Annotated in this window: 18 protein-coding genes; 12 read left to right on the top strand and 6 right to left on the bottom strand. The window is 43.8% G+C overall.

Going from position 1 to position 16212, the window contains the following annotated elements:
• Positions 1 to 87: 87 nt before the first annotated feature.
• The 3 genes from V7K27_RS08035 to truB form a co-directional block, all read right to left on the bottom strand.
• Entirely contained in the window at positions 88 to 936 is an 849-nt protein-coding gene (locus tag V7K27_RS08035) for an alpha/beta fold hydrolase (RefSeq protein WP_334946000.1), read from the bottom strand.
• Complete coding sequence (locus tag V7K27_RS08030) at positions 933 to 1292, bottom strand: hypothetical protein (RefSeq protein WP_334945999.1); 360 nt, start codon at positions 1290 to 1292, stop codon at positions 933 to 935. Before V7K27_RS08030 ends, V7K27_RS08035 begins: the two co-directional genes overlap by 4 nt.
• A 248-nt stretch (positions 1293 to 1540) precedes the next feature.
• Entirely contained in the window at positions 1541 to 2425 is an 885-nt protein-coding gene (truB, locus tag V7K27_RS08025; RefSeq protein WP_334945998.1) for a tRNA pseudouridine(55) synthase TruB, read from the bottom strand.
• Positions 2426 to 2822: 397 nt separating this feature from the next.
• Here truB and V7K27_RS08020 point away from each other — a divergent pair, with 397 nt between their 5' ends.
• The 5 genes from V7K27_RS08020 (at position 2823) to V7K27_RS08000 (ending at position 8262) form a co-directional block, all read left to right on the top strand.
• The gene (locus V7K27_RS08020; RefSeq protein ID WP_334945997.1) at positions 2823 to 4307 is read left to right on the top strand and encodes an aminotransferase class I/II-fold pyridoxal phosphate-dependent enzyme; all 1485 of its coding nucleotides are present in this window, start codon (positions 2823 to 2825) and stop codon (positions 4305 to 4307) included.
• A gap of 192 nt (positions 4308 to 4499) precedes the next feature.
• Positions 4500 to 5477 carry a choice-of-anchor A family protein gene (locus V7K27_RS08015; RefSeq protein WP_334945995.1) on the top strand — a complete coding sequence of 326 codons (978 nt, stop codon included), beginning with the start codon at positions 4500 to 4502 and terminating at the stop codon, positions 5475 to 5477.
• 134 nt (positions 5478 to 5611) lie between these two features.
• On the top strand, positions 5612 to 6631 hold the full coding sequence (locus V7K27_RS08010; protein WP_334945993.1) for an ABC transporter ATP-binding protein: 1020 nt from the start codon (positions 5612 to 5614) through the stop codon (positions 6629 to 6631).
• A gap of 311 nt (positions 6632 to 6942) precedes the next feature.
• Positions 6943 to 7830, top strand: a complete 888-nt coding sequence (locus V7K27_RS08005) for an ABC transporter permease (protein WP_334946034.1) — start codon at positions 6943 to 6945, stop codon at positions 7828 to 7830.
• 33 nt (positions 7831 to 7863) lie between these two features.
• Positions 7864 to 8262 carry a hypothetical protein gene (locus V7K27_RS08000; protein ID WP_334945991.1) on the top strand — a complete coding sequence of 133 codons (399 nt, stop codon included), beginning with the start codon at positions 7864 to 7866 and terminating at the stop codon, positions 8260 to 8262.
• 81 nt (positions 8263 to 8343) lie between these two features.
• Here the strand turns inward: V7K27_RS08000 and V7K27_RS07995 are convergent, their stop codons facing one another.
• Positions 8344 to 8781, bottom strand: coding sequence for a peroxiredoxin (locus tag V7K27_RS07995; RefSeq protein ID WP_334945989.1), 438 nt, complete (start codon positions 8779 to 8781; stop codon positions 8344 to 8346).
• A gap of 393 nt (positions 8782 to 9174) precedes the next feature.
• Here V7K27_RS07995 and V7K27_RS07990 point away from each other — a divergent pair, with 393 nt between their 5' ends.
• The 7 genes from V7K27_RS07990 (at position 9175) to V7K27_RS07960 (ending at position 12988) form a co-directional block, all read left to right on the top strand.
• Positions 9175 to 9579: an Npun_F0494 family protein gene (locus tag V7K27_RS07990; protein WP_334945988.1), complete on the top strand. Its 405-nt coding sequence runs from the start codon at positions 9175 to 9177 to the stop codon at positions 9577 to 9579.
• A 92-nt stretch (positions 9580 to 9671) separates the two neighbouring features.
• The gene (locus V7K27_RS07985) at positions 9672 to 9902 is read left to right on the top strand and encodes a hypothetical protein (protein ID WP_334945986.1); all 231 of its coding nucleotides are present in this window, start codon (positions 9672 to 9674) and stop codon (positions 9900 to 9902) included.
• Positions 9903 to 9914: 12 nt separating this feature from the next.
• Positions 9915 to 11399, top strand: a complete 1485-nt coding sequence (cobQ, locus tag V7K27_RS07980; RefSeq protein ID WP_334945984.1) for a cobyric acid synthase CobQ — start codon at positions 9915 to 9917, stop codon at positions 11397 to 11399.
• Between the two features lie 227 nt (positions 11400 to 11626).
• Complete coding sequence (locus V7K27_RS07975; protein ID WP_118161629.1) at positions 11627 to 11863, top strand: 2Fe-2S iron-sulfur cluster-binding protein; 237 nt, start codon at positions 11627 to 11629, stop codon at positions 11861 to 11863.
• Between the two features lie 271 nt (positions 11864 to 12134).
• Positions 12135 to 12317, top strand: coding sequence for a type II toxin-antitoxin system HicA family toxin (locus tag V7K27_RS07970; RefSeq protein WP_334945982.1), 183 nt, complete (start codon positions 12135 to 12137; stop codon positions 12315 to 12317).
• Positions 12310 to 12528, top strand: a complete 219-nt coding sequence (locus V7K27_RS07965) for a type II toxin-antitoxin system HicB family antitoxin (RefSeq protein ID WP_334945980.1) — start codon at positions 12310 to 12312, stop codon at positions 12526 to 12528. Before V7K27_RS07970 ends, V7K27_RS07965 begins: the two co-directional genes overlap by 8 nt.
• 160 nt (positions 12529 to 12688) lie before the next feature.
• Positions 12689 to 12988 (top strand): hypothetical protein, encoded by a 300-nt coding sequence (locus tag V7K27_RS07960; RefSeq protein WP_334945978.1) that lies wholly within the window; start codon positions 12689 to 12691, stop codon positions 12986 to 12988.
• 219 nt (positions 12989 to 13207) lie between these two features.
• Here V7K27_RS07960 and V7K27_RS07955 read toward each other — a convergent pair whose 3' ends face one another.
• Positions 13208 to 14821: an iron uptake porin gene (locus tag V7K27_RS07955; RefSeq protein ID WP_334945976.1), complete on the bottom strand. Its 1614-nt coding sequence runs from the start codon at positions 14819 to 14821 to the stop codon at positions 13208 to 13210.
• 299 nt (positions 14822 to 15120) lie between these two features.
• Entirely contained in the window at positions 15121 to 16167 is a 1047-nt protein-coding gene (locus tag V7K27_RS07950; protein WP_334945974.1) for a Gfo/Idh/MocA family oxidoreductase, read from the bottom strand.
• Positions 16168 to 16212 lie beyond the last annotated feature (45 nt).

The raw sequence follows: 16212 nt of genomic DNA, 5'->3' as shown, positions 1-16212 counted from the left end.
TAAGAAGTAAGTTGCACATCGCGTTAATTCGTAATTTCGAGTTCTAATTACGAATTATTTGCTCAAGAGTCAAAAACTCTTGGACTGTTAACTAGCAATTACCTGCGGGTGTTCTTCCAGCCAATGATCAATATCATTCAGCACCAGCTGGGGAACTTCCCACGGGAAAAGATGGGCGGTGTTGGGATAGCACTGCCACTGAGAATTTTGGAGATGTTGAGCAGTTTCTAAGCTGGAATCAGATGTGATGTGGCGGTCTTGATCTCCAGCAAGTATTAAACTAGGACATTGTATTTGTTGCAAATCTGGAAGTCGGTTGTATCCCGATTGAATTGCACTATAGAGGGCGCGAGTAGCAGCAGGAGAGGTTTGCAAATAAGCTGGTACTGCAACGGTTGCGATGTAATTGTAAGTAGTGGGTGTGTGTTGTTGGATTAGGTAGCGAAAAAGCGATCGCTTGCCGAAAGTTTCAATATTCCATTGCCAACCCGGTTTTATATAGTTTAGTAGGGCAGCAACCCCAGTATATAAATTATCTTGCCAAGTGATAGTCGGATGACTGCCACGGGGTTTTGCGGCTGTGGCCACCAAAATCAGCCCTGTAATGCGCTCTGGCAAACGTAATGCCAACTCCATTGCCAGAATGCCCCCAAGTGACCATCCCAATACTAGGCACTTTTCAATCTCAAAGCGGTCTAGCAGCGCTTCTAAATCAGTCAAATGGTCATTCATATCAAAATTGCTATTGCAGCGACTTTTGCCGTATCCCCGTAAATCAGGGGCAAAAGTTTGATAACGTTTTGATAAATGATTAGTGAAGACAGAAAGACTATGACCAGAACCAGGATGACCGTGTAAACCCAGAATGGGAAATCCTTGACCTTGGATGTAGACATTGAGACGTCTAGCAGTAGTATGATGATGGCGATCGCTCATGACTCGCCGTTCTCCTGTCTACCGAACAAGTGTTCTAAAATGCGTTGAGTCTCAGTTCTCAATCCTCTAATTTCAGTTCTAATTTCTCTGAGTTCAGTGACAATCCCTTCAAAGTTACGCTGAGTTGCTTCATGGTTTAGCTGATGTATCTCAACTACCTGCACCAAAGAATTTACGGTTGAGCGTAGTTGATCCATCGCAACTCTATCAGCTTCTCTAGCAGCCGCGTTCGCTTCTATAGCAGCCGCGTTCGCTTCTATAGCAGCCGCGTTCGCTTCTATAGCAGCCGCGTTCGCTTCAGCCCTTCGTGCTGTCCGCTCTAAGATTGCTTCAATTCGGTCTAACCTTTCTGTCATATAGGAATCATATTTGATTTCTGAAAAAATCTCGGTAGTCTTGTAGTGGACTGTCTACGCTAAAATGTTGCAAAAAAATTGTAGGTTGGGTTACGCAAAGCCTCTACCCAACAGCCTGATATATGTTGGGTTGCGCTCCGCTCCACCCAACCTACGTCTACTTCAATTCAGTCTAACCTTTCTGTCATAGTAGTTCGATCATCTTATTCCTCTAATTGTGTCATACAGCTAATTCTGCTTTGAGGATTTTAAGAAATCGGTTCAAAAACCATTTGGGGAATCAACACTTCGTCTTGTAATTGCCCAATACCTAAAAAGCGAGTTTCTTGATCATAAACTCGCACTATTTCAGAAACATCGAAAGTTAGAGAAATTCGCTGACCTTGACACCATTTTTGAGCAGATGTTGCTGGTAAAGTCACGGATGACAAATGTTTCAATGCTGCATCAGATACAAGAGGTTGAAATGTCTCGGCTTGGAGTTTAGTTTCTAAGTCTGACAAAGTGAGACTATCTGTTAAATCGAAACCACTGCTTTTAGTGCGGATCAAAGCTGCAAGAGTGCCACCAGTTTCTAAGATTGCACCTAAGTCACGAGCGATCGCTCTAATATATGTACCAGAACCACAGGCGATCGCCACATCCAATTCCGGGAAATCTCCTTCTCTCCAGTCCAAAATATCTATCTGAAAAACTTCCACTGTTCGCACTGGAACTTCCACCGTTTTCCCTTGGCGTGCTAAGTCGTAGAGACGTTGACCATTCACTTGGATTGCAGAAAAACTCGGTGGTATTTGCTCAATCTTGCCTTCAAATTGTGCCAGTGCAGTTTTCACTTCTGCTAAACTCAATCCAGCACAAGATCCAGAAGTGATGATTTCGCCTTCTAAATCATCGGTTGTAGTACGTACACCCAGCCGAATGGTAGCCTTGTAAGCTTTGTTTTCTGGGAGATATTGCAATAATCTTGTGGCTTTACCAAGTGCGATCGGTAACACCCCAGTAGCTGCTGGATCTAAGGTTCCCGCATGTCCGACACGTTTGAGGCGCAACAGTTTTCGCACCCGCGCTACGCAGTCGTGGGAAGTCCAGCCAAATGGTTTGTTTAAGTTGAGAAAACCTTGAAATAACACAAAATGAATAGTTACAGCTTCTAAATTCTATTAAATACTTATTTAATGCGATGTGCGACTTATTCTTGAAACCCCGCTTCCATTCCTCTCCCCGAAGCGGAGAGAGGCTTTGATTCTTGCTCCCCAACGCTGGCAGGGAAGGGGTTGAGGGTTAGGTTTGAGAGAAAGTTGCACACAGCGTTATTTAATGCCCAAAGCATTAATATTTAGCAATCCAGGCTTAAGACCCCCACTCGATAGCGTAGCAATAGCGAGTCCGCGTACTCCTGCAAAGAAGCAAGCTACGCGTATCGTCTCGTAGAGAGCGTCTTGATTCTGAATTCTGGATTCTGAATTCTGAATTCTGAATTCTTCTTCCTCCGTGTCCTCCGCGCCTCTGCGGTTTGTTTCTCCCAAAATGCTCAATCAAAACCAAACACCTCTATTAGATGCCTTAAAAGCCAATGCAGCAAGACCTCATGCGCCTTTTTACACTCCAGGACATAAAAAAGGTGAGGGAATATCTCAACCCTTGACTGATTTACTTGGCAAAGCTGTCTTTCGCGCTGATTTAACCGAATTAGCAGATTTAGATAATCTCTTTGCACCCCAAGGCGTTATTCAAGAAGCACAACAGCTAGCGGCTGAGGCTTTTGGCGCTTCGCAAACATGGTTCCTTGTCAATGGTTCAACCTGTGGTGTTGAAGCAGCAATTCTCGCTACTTGTGGCACGGGTGATAAAATTATTTTGCCTCGGAATGTGCATTCTTCTGCGATCGCTGGTTTAATTCTCTCCGGTGCAATACCCATTTTTCTTAATCCTGAATACGATCCAGTTTTAGATATTGCCCACAGCATCACGCCCCATGCTGTAGAATCTGCACTCCAACAGCATCCCGACGCGAAAGCAGTGTTGACAGTTTACCCCACATATTACGGCGTTTGTGGAAATTTGAATGCGATCGCTCACATTACACATCAATATAATATCCCTCTACTCGTAGATGAAGCACACGGCGCACACTTTGCCTTTCATCCAGAATTACCCACTCCAGCTTTAGCCGCAGGTGCCGATTTAACTGTACAATCCATTCACAAAGTACTCGGTGCGATGACACAAGCATCAATGCTGCACATCCAAGGTAATCGGATAGATAGCGATCGCATCAGTAAAGCTTTGCAACTTGTACAATCTACCAGTCCTAGTTATTTACTTTTAGCTTCTTTAGATGCAGCGCGTCAGCAAATGGCACTCCAGGGAAAAATGCTGATGTCTCGCACTTTGCAACTTGCTGAGGAAGCGAGAACGAGAATCAGCGAAATTCCGGGATTATCAGTTTTGAAAATGCCTCGGTTGGGGAAATCTCCCGGCTTTCTGGCTTTAGATAAAACACGGCTAACTGTGACTGTTTCTGGTTTAGGCTTAACCGGATTTGAGGCAGATGAAATTCTGGATGAGAAATTTGCTGTCACTGCGGAATTCGCCTCACTGCAACATCTCACCTCGATCATTAGTTTGGGCAACACCCCAGCCGATATTGAGCAATTAGTCCAAGGTTTTACCACCCTTGCCAAAGAATATCGCCGAACCAACTTGACTGTTAAAAGCCATCTTTGGCAGGATCTTTTCACTACACAGTGTCATGCTTTATGTTGTTCTCCCCGTGAAGCCTTTTTTGCTGTCAGTGAAATACTACCTTTGATACAGACTAATAAACACATCTGTGCCGAAATCGTCTGTCCCTATCCCCCAGGAATTCCCGTGTTAATGCCGGGAGAAGTCATCACCAAATCTGTCCTTGATTACCTGCAACAAATTCAGGCAAAGGGGGGATTTATCAGTGGTTGCAATGACACTAGCCTGAAAACTTTGAAAGTTGTGAAAAAACGTCCTAACTCATAACTCCTGAATTATTGTTGATAAACATTTAATTAATGCAGTCAACAGTAAATCTACGCCTCAACGGAGAATGTAAGTAAAAACACACACTAATGCTGCCAGATATGAAACTTCAATGAAAATAGGTAGCAGACTTATGCCATCTGTGATTTATACCCGTAGCATGATGTTGATGATTCATTCATAAATCAAAAGATGAAATCAAAAACCTATGATATTTGGGGAGTAGTAGTAGCTCCGATTGTAGTCACTCTAGCGCTGGGTTTCTCAGCAAGAGCGAATGCCGTTGAGTTAGGCGCTGCCTCTGATTACAATGTATTTGTTTTAGGAGATATCTCTCAACAATATACAGATATTGAAGGAAAACTTGCTGCTGGCGGTAACGTGAATTTCGTCGGCGGACTGGGAAGTAAACTTTCTAACAATAGCGGCAACGTAGTAGTAGCTGGACAAAACTTAACTCTGAGTAATGGTCAAGTCAACCACGGTAATGCTGTCTACGGAGGTAGTGCCAATGTGTCCAGCAATGAGGGATTTCCACAGGGAACTCTTAGCAAGAGTAATCCCATTGACTTCAATGAAGCCGGGAAAGAATTGCGAGGGCTATCTCAATATTTGGCAACCTTAACTCCTACTGGTAAAACAACAGTTCAATCTTGGGGTGGTATTAACCTTAGTGGCAGTGGTACTGCTTTCAATGTTTTTAATCTTGCAGGCTCATCTGTCTCCAAGACAAACGATTTTCAAATCAAAGGGGACGCAAATTCGACTATTGTTGTCAATATCAGTGGTAAGGATGTGTCGCTGCAAAACTTTGGGTTCAATATCCAAGGCACAGATAAACAAAAGGTGATCTACAACTTCTATGAAGCGACAAACATAACTGCCAGTGCGATCAGTATACTAGGTAGTATTCTTGCTCCTTTGGCTAATTTCAATTTCACTAACGGTCAAGTTAACGGCAACGTGGTAGTAGCTTCTTTGACAGGAAATGGCGAGTCTCACAATTATCTGTTTAATGGTGATCTGCCGGATCTGCCAACTCAGTACTACACTAAGCCTCCTATTCGTACTCAGGTTCCAGAGCCTGCAAATCTGCCCGGTTTAGGATTAATTGCTGTAGTATTTGGTTTATTTCGCCACAAACGCAATCAAGCAACTTGCTTAAAATAATCAGAAATTTTTGGCAGCATGGCGTATGACGCGAATTTTTTAGAGATTTTCGCTCATGCGCTCTTTCCTTGCTCCCTACCTTCTACAATAAAGATAGACTTTATTGAGATTTGTATAGTTGGGGATAAGCTGTCATGGCTCCCGCCGTTTTCATTCAAAATCTGCAAAAGCGCTACGGTACAGTTGTCGCCGTCCAAGATGTTTCCTTTCAGGTAGAACCAGGAGAAATCTTTGGTTTACTAGGCCCCAACGGTGCTGGTAAAACTACTACCTTGCGTGCCTTGTGTACACTGACCACACCAGATGCTGGCAAAATCGAAGTATCTGGGATCTCTGTGTTGGATAATCCGAAAGTAGCAAGACAACGACTAGGCTATGTAGCTCAGGAAGTCGCTATAGATAAGGTGTTGACTGGAAAAGAACTGCTGCAATTACAAGCAGCACTTTATCACCTCCCAGGCGCGATCGCCAAACAGCGCATTCAGACAGTATTAGATTTACTCGGTTTGCAAGAATACGCCAATAAAAAAACCGGAACCTACTCTGGCGGTTTACGCAAGCGCCTAGACTTGGCTGCTGGATTGCTCCATTCACCAGATGTTTTGGTATTGGATGAGCCAACTGTAGGGCTTGACATAGAAACCCGTTTTGTGGTATGGGAATTCCTGAGAAAATTACGCGCCTCTGGGACGACGGTAGTAATTACCAGCCATTACTTAGAAGAAATTGATGCTCTAGCCGATCGTGTGGCAATTATAGATCGGGGCGTTGTGATTGCTAGTGGTACACCTTCACAATTAAAAGATCAAGTCGGGGGCGATCGCATCACCTTGCGAATCCGCGAGTTTTCCGCCATTGAAGAAGCTGAAAAAGCGAAAAACCTCCTGCAACCTTTGCCATTTGTGCAAGAAGTGATCATCAACAGCGCTCAAGGTAATTCCCTCAACTTGGTGGTAACACCTCAGAATGACGGTCTGATTAACATACAGCAAGCGCTGAATGCTGCTGGCTTGCCCATATTTGGCATCGCCCAATCTCGCCCCAGCCTCGATGACGTTTACCTCGCCGCGACAGGACGCACACTGATGGATGCAGAACTCGCAGCAGTTGCCATCCGCGATCCCAAGGCTGAGAAAAAGCAGAATATGAGATAGGGGATAGGGAGTAGGGAGTGGGGAGTAGGGAGTAGGGAATAGTAAAAAATAACAGGTAATCAGCAATGCCCAATTCTCCAGTCCCAATTCTCCAGTCCCAATTCTCCAGTCCCAATTCTCCACTCGCAATTCTCCACTCGCAATTCTCCACTCCCCACTCCCCACTCCCCACTCCCCACTCGCAATTCTCCACTCCCCACTCCCCACTCCCCACTCCCCACTCGCAATTCTCCACTCCCCACTCCCCACTCCCCACTCCCCACTCGCAATTCTCCACTCCCCACTCCCCACTCCCCACTCCCCAATTAATTATGAGCGTTACTCCTAAATCTGATATCAATTGGCAGCCAGCGACATTACCACAAATTGACGCTAATGCTGCACCTAACTTTTTCGGTGAATTGGTACAAGAGACGTTGGCTTTAACTCGTCGCTTGTTTATTCAGTTGCAACGCCGTCCCTCATCTTTGGTTGCTGGAATTATTCAACCAGTGATGTGGTTAGTGCTATTTGGGGCTTTGTTCCAAAATGCACCTAAAGGTATATTTGGCAATACAACAAATTATGGACAATTTTTGGCCGCTGGCATAATTGTGTTTACAGCCTTTGCTGGGGCGCTGAATGCTGGTTTACCCGTAATGTTTGACCGCGAGTTCGGCTTTTTGAATCGTTTACTCGTAGCACCCTTAGCATCGCGGTTTTCCATTGTTTTTGCTTCGGCAATTTTCATCATTAGCCAAAGTTTGCTGCAAGCAGCAGTGATTGTAGCGGCGGCGGCGTTTTTGGGGGCTGGACTACCAGATGTAGCGGGTTTAAGTGCGATCGCTCTAATTGTCTTTCTCTTAGCTTTGGGTGTAACAGCCATCTCTCTCGGTTTAGCTTTTACCCTACCCGGACACATTGAATTGATTGCAGTGATTTTTGTCACTAACCTGCCATTATTGTTTGCTAGTACTGCTTTGGCACCTCTATCCTTCATGCCTCAGTGGTTGCAGGTTGTAGCTACCCTGAATCCTCTCAGCTATGCGATCGAACCAATTCGTTATCTTTATCTTCATAACAGTTGGGGATTAGGTAGTGTAGTCATGCAGGCTCCTTGGGGTAATGTTACCTTTGGGGGAGCGTTGCTGGTGTTGTTTGGCTTTGCCCTTGTCGCCTTGCTGAGTATTCAACCCCAACTGCGTCGGACTCTTGCTTAAGATAAAATAGAGCAATTTTAGGGTCAAAAAACCATGAAAAAACCATTTTTACAAATTACTAGACTCTTTGTAGCTACCGTGGCCGGAATTAGCTTTGCTTCCTTGCTGATGGCTCAACCAAGTTCGGCTCAAGTCAGCAGCCCAGCAGATGCTTTTCCCAGTACTAGTACAACAGACCAAAATACCGATCCGTTCTCCCGTTCAAACTCAGACAATTTCAATATGCTTGACTTGGTTCATCGGGCGAATTTCGGAACTCTCAACTGGAATTCTGACCAACAGAACGAAGAATTAGACTCAGCAGCAGCAGCCTTTAAAGCAAGGCAACAAAAACTAATTCCAGGTCAACAACGAGCAACTCCCGGTTCCCCATCGGTCATCATACAACCATCACTTACCCCGCGATCGCTTACACCACCATCAGGTAACTGAATTCAAACAAAGAACCCCAAGCCTTTAGGGTTTGGGGTTGAGACTACGCTCTTAAAAAATCCTTAGTTATCAGGTAAAAAACTACAGCCCAAGTGCAGCTAAAAGATCGCTAGCATGGGTGGTGGTATTTACAGCACTATCAACATGGATAATTTTGCCGTAGGGGTCAATTACGTAGGTAACGCGCTTGGCATAACCGCCGCCATCCACATCGAAAGCTTTGATCAGGGATTTGTCGCTGTCAGCCAGTAGGGGAAAATTCAAATTATATTTTTGGGTGAATGCCTGATGGGAGACTTGATCATCTGCACTCACTCCCAAGATGACAACATTTTTACCTTGATATTGAGACTGGGCATCCCGAAAACTACAGGCTTGTTTGGTGCAGCCTGGCGTGTCATCTTTGGGGTAAAAATACAAAACGACCGTCTTTCCGGCAAAATCAGCTGACGAGACTGTGTTGCCGTTTGTATCTTTGGCGGTAAATGCCGGTGCATTCGTACCAACTGCTAGAGACATAATTAACCTTTCCTGTTTGAGATTGTTGATGCACTTGAAATTTTACATTACATTATTGATTAAAATAATTACCGAAGAAGAATTCAGAATACATCCGCCTGAATCCAGAATGGATTCTGTACGATGGTTACGTAGCTCTGCCGAACTACTGGATGGAGAATCGAGGTTTAGAGCAAGCGATTTGAAACGCGCGTGATATTAAATTCTTTCCGTGACCGAAACCCCTGACTTGACTGCTGGGGTATTCTGAATTCGGAATTCTGACTCCTTCTCATTGAAAAATATCATAACTCTAGTTTAAATAACTAATTTTGGTTAAATCAGGTAGCTGGGACAAGAAAAAATATATCCTTAAATAAATCTTATTAGAAGAAAAATTTCTACCCATACACAATGGCTGCCGTTGATTCCCAAAACCCAAATATTTTTGTCTATCCTCAAAGCACAGTAGAAAGAGCCGAGCGATCGCTAGTGTGTTCACCCTTTAATCTATCTTTATTTGAAGTCATGGGACATCAGAGTGTGTCATTGAGTGCGATCGCTCTGGAAAATGGACTCAAGCAGGGCTATACTAAACGCCCTTTATCAGAATTAGCCTGTGACAACGCCTTGGGCTGGCTGATCCAAGTGGGTGTATTGCGGCGAGAAGTCGATGGGCAAGGAATTACAGATAGTTTTCGCCTCACTCCCTTGGGACGGCAGTTGGTGGAACAATATCAGGGAAAAAATTGGCGGACTCCTTCATGGCGCGATCGTTTCTATGATGCTGTGATTCGTTGGTTGCGGATACCTTTTTAGAAAAAAAAACCAAAGAGTTAGGATTAGGCAATCAAAGGGAACAATATATACGGAAACATCACATCTATTCATGAAGTCTTTACCATAATCATTTGACTAAAATTTGTGATGCTGGGCATTGGGCATTGGGCATTGGGCATTGGGCATTGGGCATTGGGCATTGGGCATTGGGCATTGGGCATTGGGCATTGGGCATCGTATATAGTTCATCTCCCCCATCTCCCTCATCTCCCTCATCTCCCCCATCTCCCCCATCTCCCCCATCTCCCCCTGCTCCCCTATTGTTTGCTCCTAAAAATTCATCCTGTATCTGGAAAAACTAACTAATAGCGACTATGAAATCAATTATGGTGGTGGGGACAACATCTCATGCAGGGAAATCACTTTTAACTACAGCTATTTGTCGCATTCTGTCGCGGCGTGGCTGGCGAGTGGCTCCCTTTAAAGGTCAAAACATGGCTTTAAATGCTTATGTCACTGCCAGTGGTGGAGAAATTGGCTATGCCCAAGCAGTACAAGCTTGGGCTGCGGGAGTCGTGCCTTGGGTAGAAATGAACCCAATTTTACTCAAACCCCAAGGGGATATGACTTCCCAAGTAATTATCAAAGGTAGGTCTGTAGGCAAAGTGAGTGCCTCAGATTACTACGAGCAATATTTTGAGCTAGGGTGGCGGGCAATTGAAGAATCGCTACAGCATTTAGGTACAGAATTTGACTTGGTAGTTTGTGAAGGTGCCGGTAGTCCAGCAGAGATTAACCTCAAACACCGCGACTTAACTAATATGCGGGTGGCAAAATATTTAAATGCGCCAACCATGTTAGTAGTTGATATTGATCGGGGTGGTGCTTTTGCCCATGTCGTTGGCACCTTAGAGTTATTAGAACCAGATGAACGCGCCTTAATTAAGGGTGTAGTAATTAACAAGTTTCGAGGACAGCGATCGCTCCTAGATCCGGGAATAAAATGGTTAGAAGAACGTACAGGTATCCCCGTTATCGGTGTTATACCTTACTTACAAGATGTGTTTCCAGCAGAAGACTCTCTTGACCTACTAGAACGTCAATCATCGTCGAATAAAGCCCAAACTGACCTCAACATTGCTGTCATCCGCTTACCCAGAATTGCCAACTTCACCGACTTTGACCCACTGGAATCAGAAAGTACAGTTTCAGTAAAATACCTCAGTCCTAAGCAAGATTTGGGACATCCTGATGCCGTGATTATCCCAGGAACAAAAACCACAATTGCTGATTTGCTACTGCTGCAAAAAAGCGGTATGGCAGAAGCTATCCAAAACTATGCTGCTTCTGGTGGAACGGTTTTAGGTATCTGTGGCGGCTATCAAATGCTCGGTCAAATCATTGCTGATCCAGAAGGGATAGAGGGACAAGCTGGTAGATTTCAAGGGTTAAATCTTTTACCAATTAGAACTGTAATTACAGGACAAAAAATTGCTCGTCAACGCCAAGTTACCTCAAATTATCCCCAACAGGGCTTGCCAGTGAATGGCTTTGAAATCCACCAAGGGCGATCGCGCATTGAACAGCAAGGCATAGATCCCGAATCCTACCATGCCCTATTTGACGATATTAATTTAGGGTTAGTAGATAGTTGTCAATCGGTGTGGGGAAGTTACCTGCACGGGCTTTTTGACAATGGACCTTGGCGACGGGCTTGGTTAAATCGCCTTCGTCAACAGAGGGGTTTAAAATCTTTGCCCACAGGTGTTGCTAACTACCGGGAACAGCGAGAGCAGATTTTGGACTCCCTAGCCACTGAGGTTGAAAGCCATTTAGACTTAAGTCTGTTTTTGTCTTAAACTAAAGTGCTTGAAGAAGAATGCAGAATTCAGAATTCAGAATTCACCAATCTTTCAGTCAGGGATTGGGACCCGCCACTACGAAAGTTGACCACCAAATCGTAGATTTGGTGGGGTCTTAAACCCGGTTATTCATCCGCTTTTTCGGTCAGAATTCATTCTGACTCCTGACTCCTGACTTCTGAATTCTGTTCGATGACAATACTCAATTAAATGCGTAATTATTGATGATTGTTCGTGTCCACTTTTTACCAGATGATGTCACAGTAGATGCCGAAGTGGGAGAAGCCCTGTTAGATGTAGCAGATCGGGCTGGGGTATTTATTCCCACAGGTTGTCTCATGGGATCTTGTCACGCTTGCACCGTCGAATTAGAGGATGGAGAGATCATCCGCGCTTGTATCACCGCAGTACCGCCACGCGAGGAATTGACGATTAATTTGTTTAGCGACCCAACTTGGTAATGTCCCTCCTGTTACAATACCCTTGGATTAAGCATTTTTTTCTTCTCTCTGTTTCCTCTGCGCCTCTGCGGTACCCTGCGGGAAGCCGCTTTGCGTCTACGTTAAATTGACTTTTGATAAAGAGTTTTAGCCTTAACCCAAGCGTATTGCCTCCTGTTATTGATTAGATTTTTTGGATAGACAGCAAGAAACTTTGACCCATTGTTTCTGACTGTGGCGATCGCATTTTTTAAGAAAATTAATGCCAAAGAAAATCCGGTAACTGAAGCAAATGCTTTGTCAATCAGGTTTTACAGAAGTCCCACGAAAAGGCAGTCACACCAACTGGGTGCATCCCCTCTATAGTGGAAAAATCACGATTTCAGGCAAAGATGGAGCAGATGCTAAACGCTACCAAGAGAAGGAAGTAAAACAGGCAATTGAGGAAGTAGAAGGAAAAAAAGAAGATGAGTAAGCTTAAGTACCAAATGGTTATTCAGTGGTCTGAGGAAGATGATTGTTTTTTAGTAGGATTCCCTGATTTTCAAGGACAACGCTGGCGGACTCATGGGGATACTTACGAGTTGGCTGTGGTAAATGGAATTGAAGCCTTAGAGTCTCTAATTATTGCTTACGAAGCTGTAGGTGATCCACTTCCAGAACCAACAGTAAGTAGGATGCGTTAACGCAATTTACTAGGTTGTAACTAATGCTTAACAATTTGCGCGATCGCGGGTTATTTTGGTTTAAATAGTATTTTCACGTATTATTACTGATTTTTTACATTTAGAGAATTTTTATAGTTAAGGACTAGGAATCCTATTGTCATAACAGGCAATAGTTAATATGTCAAATCAAATAGTTGCAAGGATTACACGTAGAATTACCAAGCCTATTTTATATATTATTGCGGTTATTTTGTATTTAAAAAATTTGTCTAGTTTAGTGAATAAGAAGCTTGCTGTAAAAGAAGATTTTCGCTTAAGTCAAAAAGGAATAGATTGGCTGGAAGAATGGAATACTGAAGCAGAAATAGCTACCAGTATTTCTCAAATCGCTCAAAAAGTTGTTGAAATATTAGTCAATGTCCCAGGTATAACTCAAGCCCACAGTAGAGATTTCAGAAGAGCAAGACCGGGCGAATAGAATTCGCGGCTACACAAACGAAGTCCGCCTGCGCGGACTAAGGTTTCTTAAGGTTTCTTAACCCACGGAGGTGGGTTTTGCCTGTGTAGACGCGGTTTCTAACCGCCCTTTTAACGTTAAGTTGACACCAATGAGCAATGCTGTGCCCCTACCAAGGTATTTGTATCATTATTAAAGTAAAACGGTATGACTTCTGAATTCTGACTTCTGACTTCTTCTTCAAAAATCAAAGGTTGTGCGAATCACACCCACATACTGCGGATCATTTCTGCTGTCGTTTTCCGGGTTAAGAATCACCCAAAAACCAGGAGTCACTGAGATGTTATCATTTAGTCGGTAGCGATAGAATGCTTCGATATGGTAAGTGTTGTCTCGGTCTTGACGGACATTACTGTTAGAGACATGCGGCGGTATACCAAAGAGAATTCCTGGCAAGTTACCCCTACCCCCCACATCTGGAAACGACATCCCAATCGCCCCAAACCAGACATTGGCATTGTCACCACTGTTAACAAATAGAGAATCGCTTCCACCCCTGCCATTGGAAATATCACTCAAACCAGAGTTCTTGGCATTTGCCCAGATATATCCACCCCAAGCATGGATTTGGAAATTCGGGGAGAAGCGATAGAATCCCTGTGCGCCGACAATATCGTTGGAAGTAGCAATGTTGTTGCCAAAGGGAGCGTTTGACAGGACACTACCCGTCCCAGCAGCGATATCGACTACTCCAGCAGGGCTATAGCCATGAGAGTAGGCCACACCAATAGCTCCTTGCTTACCATAATAAGCTAAGTGCGCCAGGGCGTTGTAGCCGCCATCAAACAAGCCGTTGCTAGCCGATGGGACATTGGGACTGCTTGCTAAATAGCCCAAGGTGAGAATCAAGTCTTTGCTAATGTTCCAGTTAGCGGCTGCACCGCCGCCACCTCGCCGGAATAAGGGACTGTATGACCCAAAAAGTGAGAGAACGCCATTGCCGTCGTCAGCGATTGTGGCGGGAGTGACGGTGGTTGAAATATCGGTGTAACCAATGCCTGTGGGACCAACAACGAAGTTAAGAGAATCACTGACTGGGAAGTAGTAACGAATGTGGGGAACTAAAAGTGTATTGTTGCTATCATAATCGAAGTTCAGGCGTGTCATCCCTGTGCCTGTGGCTGCGGCAATTTGGCTTGTACCATTGGAATTCGTAAAGTTGCCAAACTCCAGCCGGACTCGCAACAAATCTTTGCCGGTGAAACTGCTCTCAAAGTTTAGACGACCCCGGTTTGCAAAGTAGATACCGGATTCATTGCGATTTCCACCCACCCTATTACCAAAGGTATCGCTAATGGCGGTAATAATTTGAGCATTCAGTCTGGTAGTGGTGGAAAATTGCTGCCCTTCTAGCGTTGCTGTATGTGCCTCCAGCGTATCCACCCGCCCACGCAGAGTTGTCAATTCTGCCGCAAACTCTGTTTGCAAATTTTGCAGCACTGCCAAATCTTCTTTCTTGACTAAATCGCTAGTACCCGCAGCAATTAATTCATTCACCCGGTCTAAGCAGGCATTTAAACCAGCTGCAAACTCGTAACGACTCAAAGCACGATTGCCGCGATAGGTTGCGTTAGGATAACCGGCAATACAGCCATAACGTTCGACTAGCGATTGCAGCGCCTGGAATGCCCAATCGCTCGGTTTGATATCAGAAAACTGGGAAACAGAATTGACTTGCCCCTGCAAATTTGTATTAGCATCTGCTGCATTGGAATCATCTTTTTGAGGTGCTGCCCAAACTGCTGGAATTGCCAAAAATAAGATAAAAAAACTATGAAAAAGAATTTTAATCATTGACTTATTACTTGAAAATGGTTGAATTCTGACTTTCTAACTAAAGAGATTACACTCGAACCAAAGCTTCGAGATTATGAGCCAATACGCTTTAGTTAAGGCTTAACTCTTTGTCGAAGTAAATTTTTTTAACGAACCGCTAAGGACGCAAAGAACGCAAAGGAAGAGAAGGAAGAGAAGGAAGAGAAGGAAGAGAAGGAAGAGAAGGAAGAGAAGGAATAAACGCTTAACTCAACTGTATTAGGTTATGAGCTAATCAGCATGAAAGTTACATATTTTAAGTTGAGGTTTTAGCTTACTTAAAGTAACGCTATGACTTTTTGCTCATTGCTACTTTTAGTCGCCGCTTCTATAATTCTCATTACATTAATTCCGTCTTCGGCAGTAACCGCAATTGGCTGATTATCAACAATTGATTTGTACACTGCATCGTAATAACCTAAATAACTGCCTTGTGAACTTTTTACTTTTTCCCGAATTACTTTTGTGTCTTTTTCTGTATGAAGTAAGCCATATTCACTTTCCGGCTCTGTATACCAATCAAGTGTGTTAGGCTTCATACCCGCTACTAAATACTCTTCTTGTTTATCAGCCCTGCTTTTCAGAAAAGAACCCTTAGTACCATGTATGATATAGGCAGGCGTAGGCTCACGCACAAGGAAACTTGCTTTTAATTTGACGCGCAGTTTGTCATAGTATAGTATCAACTCAAAATAATCATCTACCTGCGATCGCAGCCTAGTGATGCGGATGTCTGCAAAAATAGCATCAGGCATCCCAAATAAATGCAAAGCCTGATCTATTAAGTGCGGGCCTAAATTGTTTAATGTTCCTGCCCCCCAACCTGGAATTTCTACATGTTGTTTACGACTGAGGGTTGGTTTATATTTTTGAATTTGAAATTCTGCTTCAACAATATCACCCAGCAAGCCCTCCTGTACAATTTTTTTAACTGTTTTAAAATCACTATCCCACCTGCGGTTTTGATATACAGATAATTTCTTTCCCTGTTTGTGTGCCAATTCTTTCAGGTTTTTGGCTTCTGCTACCGTTGTGGTAAATGCTTTTTCTACCACTACATGTTTGTTTGCAAGCAAAGCCTGTTTAGTATAATCGTAATGGGTATAAGTGGGTGTATTTATTACCACTAATATCACTTGATCATCTGCTAGCAATGCTTCCAAAGAAGGATAGCTTTTTACTCCAGGATAATCTTGCTGTATCAGTTTTTTGGATCTTTCCCAAGAACCGGCTAATTTAAATCCGGGATGCAAATCAATGAACGGCGCATGAAATACCATGCCGGACACACCATAAGAACAAAGAGCCGTATTGATAGTTTCCATCTTTTTACTGATTGACTGAAGCGAGAGTTTGTATTTAGTTCACCA

The sequence above is a fragment of the Nostoc sp. genome, assembly GCF_036919575.1.
GTDB lineage: Bacteria > Cyanobacteriota > Cyanobacteriia > Cyanobacteriales > Nostocaceae > Nostoc.
Note: the sequence above shows the minus strand (reverse complement) of the source record. Positions and strands in the feature narration are given on the sequence as shown.

Coding starts and splice junctions, on each gene's coding strand:
- V7K27_RS08010 (WP_334945993.1), top strand. CDS start 5,612: ATGGCTCCCGCCGTTTTCATTCAAAATCTGCAAAAGCGCTACGGTACA.
- V7K27_RS07990 (WP_334945988.1), top strand. CDS start 9,175: ATGGCTGCCGTTGATTCCCAAAACCCAAATATTTTTGTCTATCCTCAA.
- V7K27_RS08020 (WP_334945997.1), top strand. CDS start 2,823: ATGCTCAATCAAAACCAAACACCTCTATTAGATGCCTTAAAAGCCAAT.
- cobQ (WP_334945984.1), top strand. CDS start 9,915: ATGAAATCAATTATGGTGGTGGGGACAACATCTCATGCAGGGAAATCA.
- V7K27_RS07975 (WP_118161629.1), top strand. CDS start 11,627: ATGATTGTTCGTGTCCACTTTTTACCAGATGATGTCACAGTAGATGCC.
- V7K27_RS07955 (WP_334945976.1), bottom strand. CDS start 14,821: ATGATTAAAATTCTTTTTCATAGTTTTTTTATCTTATTTTTGGCAATT.
- V7K27_RS07950 (WP_334945974.1), bottom strand. CDS start 16,167: ATGGAAACTATCAATACGGCTCTTTGTTCTTATGGTGTGTCCGGCATG.
- V7K27_RS07995 (WP_334945989.1), bottom strand. CDS start 8,781: ATGTCTCTAGCAGTTGGTACGAATGCACCGGCATTTACCGCCAAAGAT.
- V7K27_RS08000 (WP_334945991.1), top strand. CDS start 7,864: ATGAAAAAACCATTTTTACAAATTACTAGACTCTTTGTAGCTACCGTG.
- V7K27_RS08030 (WP_334945999.1), bottom strand. CDS start 1,292: ATGACAGAAAGGTTAGACCGAATTGAAGCAATCTTAGAGCGGACAGCA.
- V7K27_RS08005 (WP_334946034.1), top strand. CDS start 6,943: ATGAGCGTTACTCCTAAATCTGATATCAATTGGCAGCCAGCGACATTA.
- V7K27_RS08015 (WP_334945995.1), top strand. CDS start 4,500: ATGAAATCAAAAACCTATGATATTTGGGGAGTAGTAGTAGCTCCGATT.
- V7K27_RS07970 (WP_334945982.1), top strand. CDS start 12,135: ATGCTTTGTCAATCAGGTTTTACAGAAGTCCCACGAAAAGGCAGTCAC.
- V7K27_RS07965 (WP_334945980.1), top strand. CDS start 12,310: ATGAGTAAGCTTAAGTACCAAATGGTTATTCAGTGGTCTGAGGAAGAT.
- V7K27_RS07960 (WP_334945978.1), top strand. CDS start 12,689: ATGTCAAATCAAATAGTTGCAAGGATTACACGTAGAATTACCAAGCCT.
- V7K27_RS08035 (WP_334946000.1), bottom strand. CDS start 936: ATGAGCGATCGCCATCATCATACTACTGCTAGACGTCTCAATGTCTAC.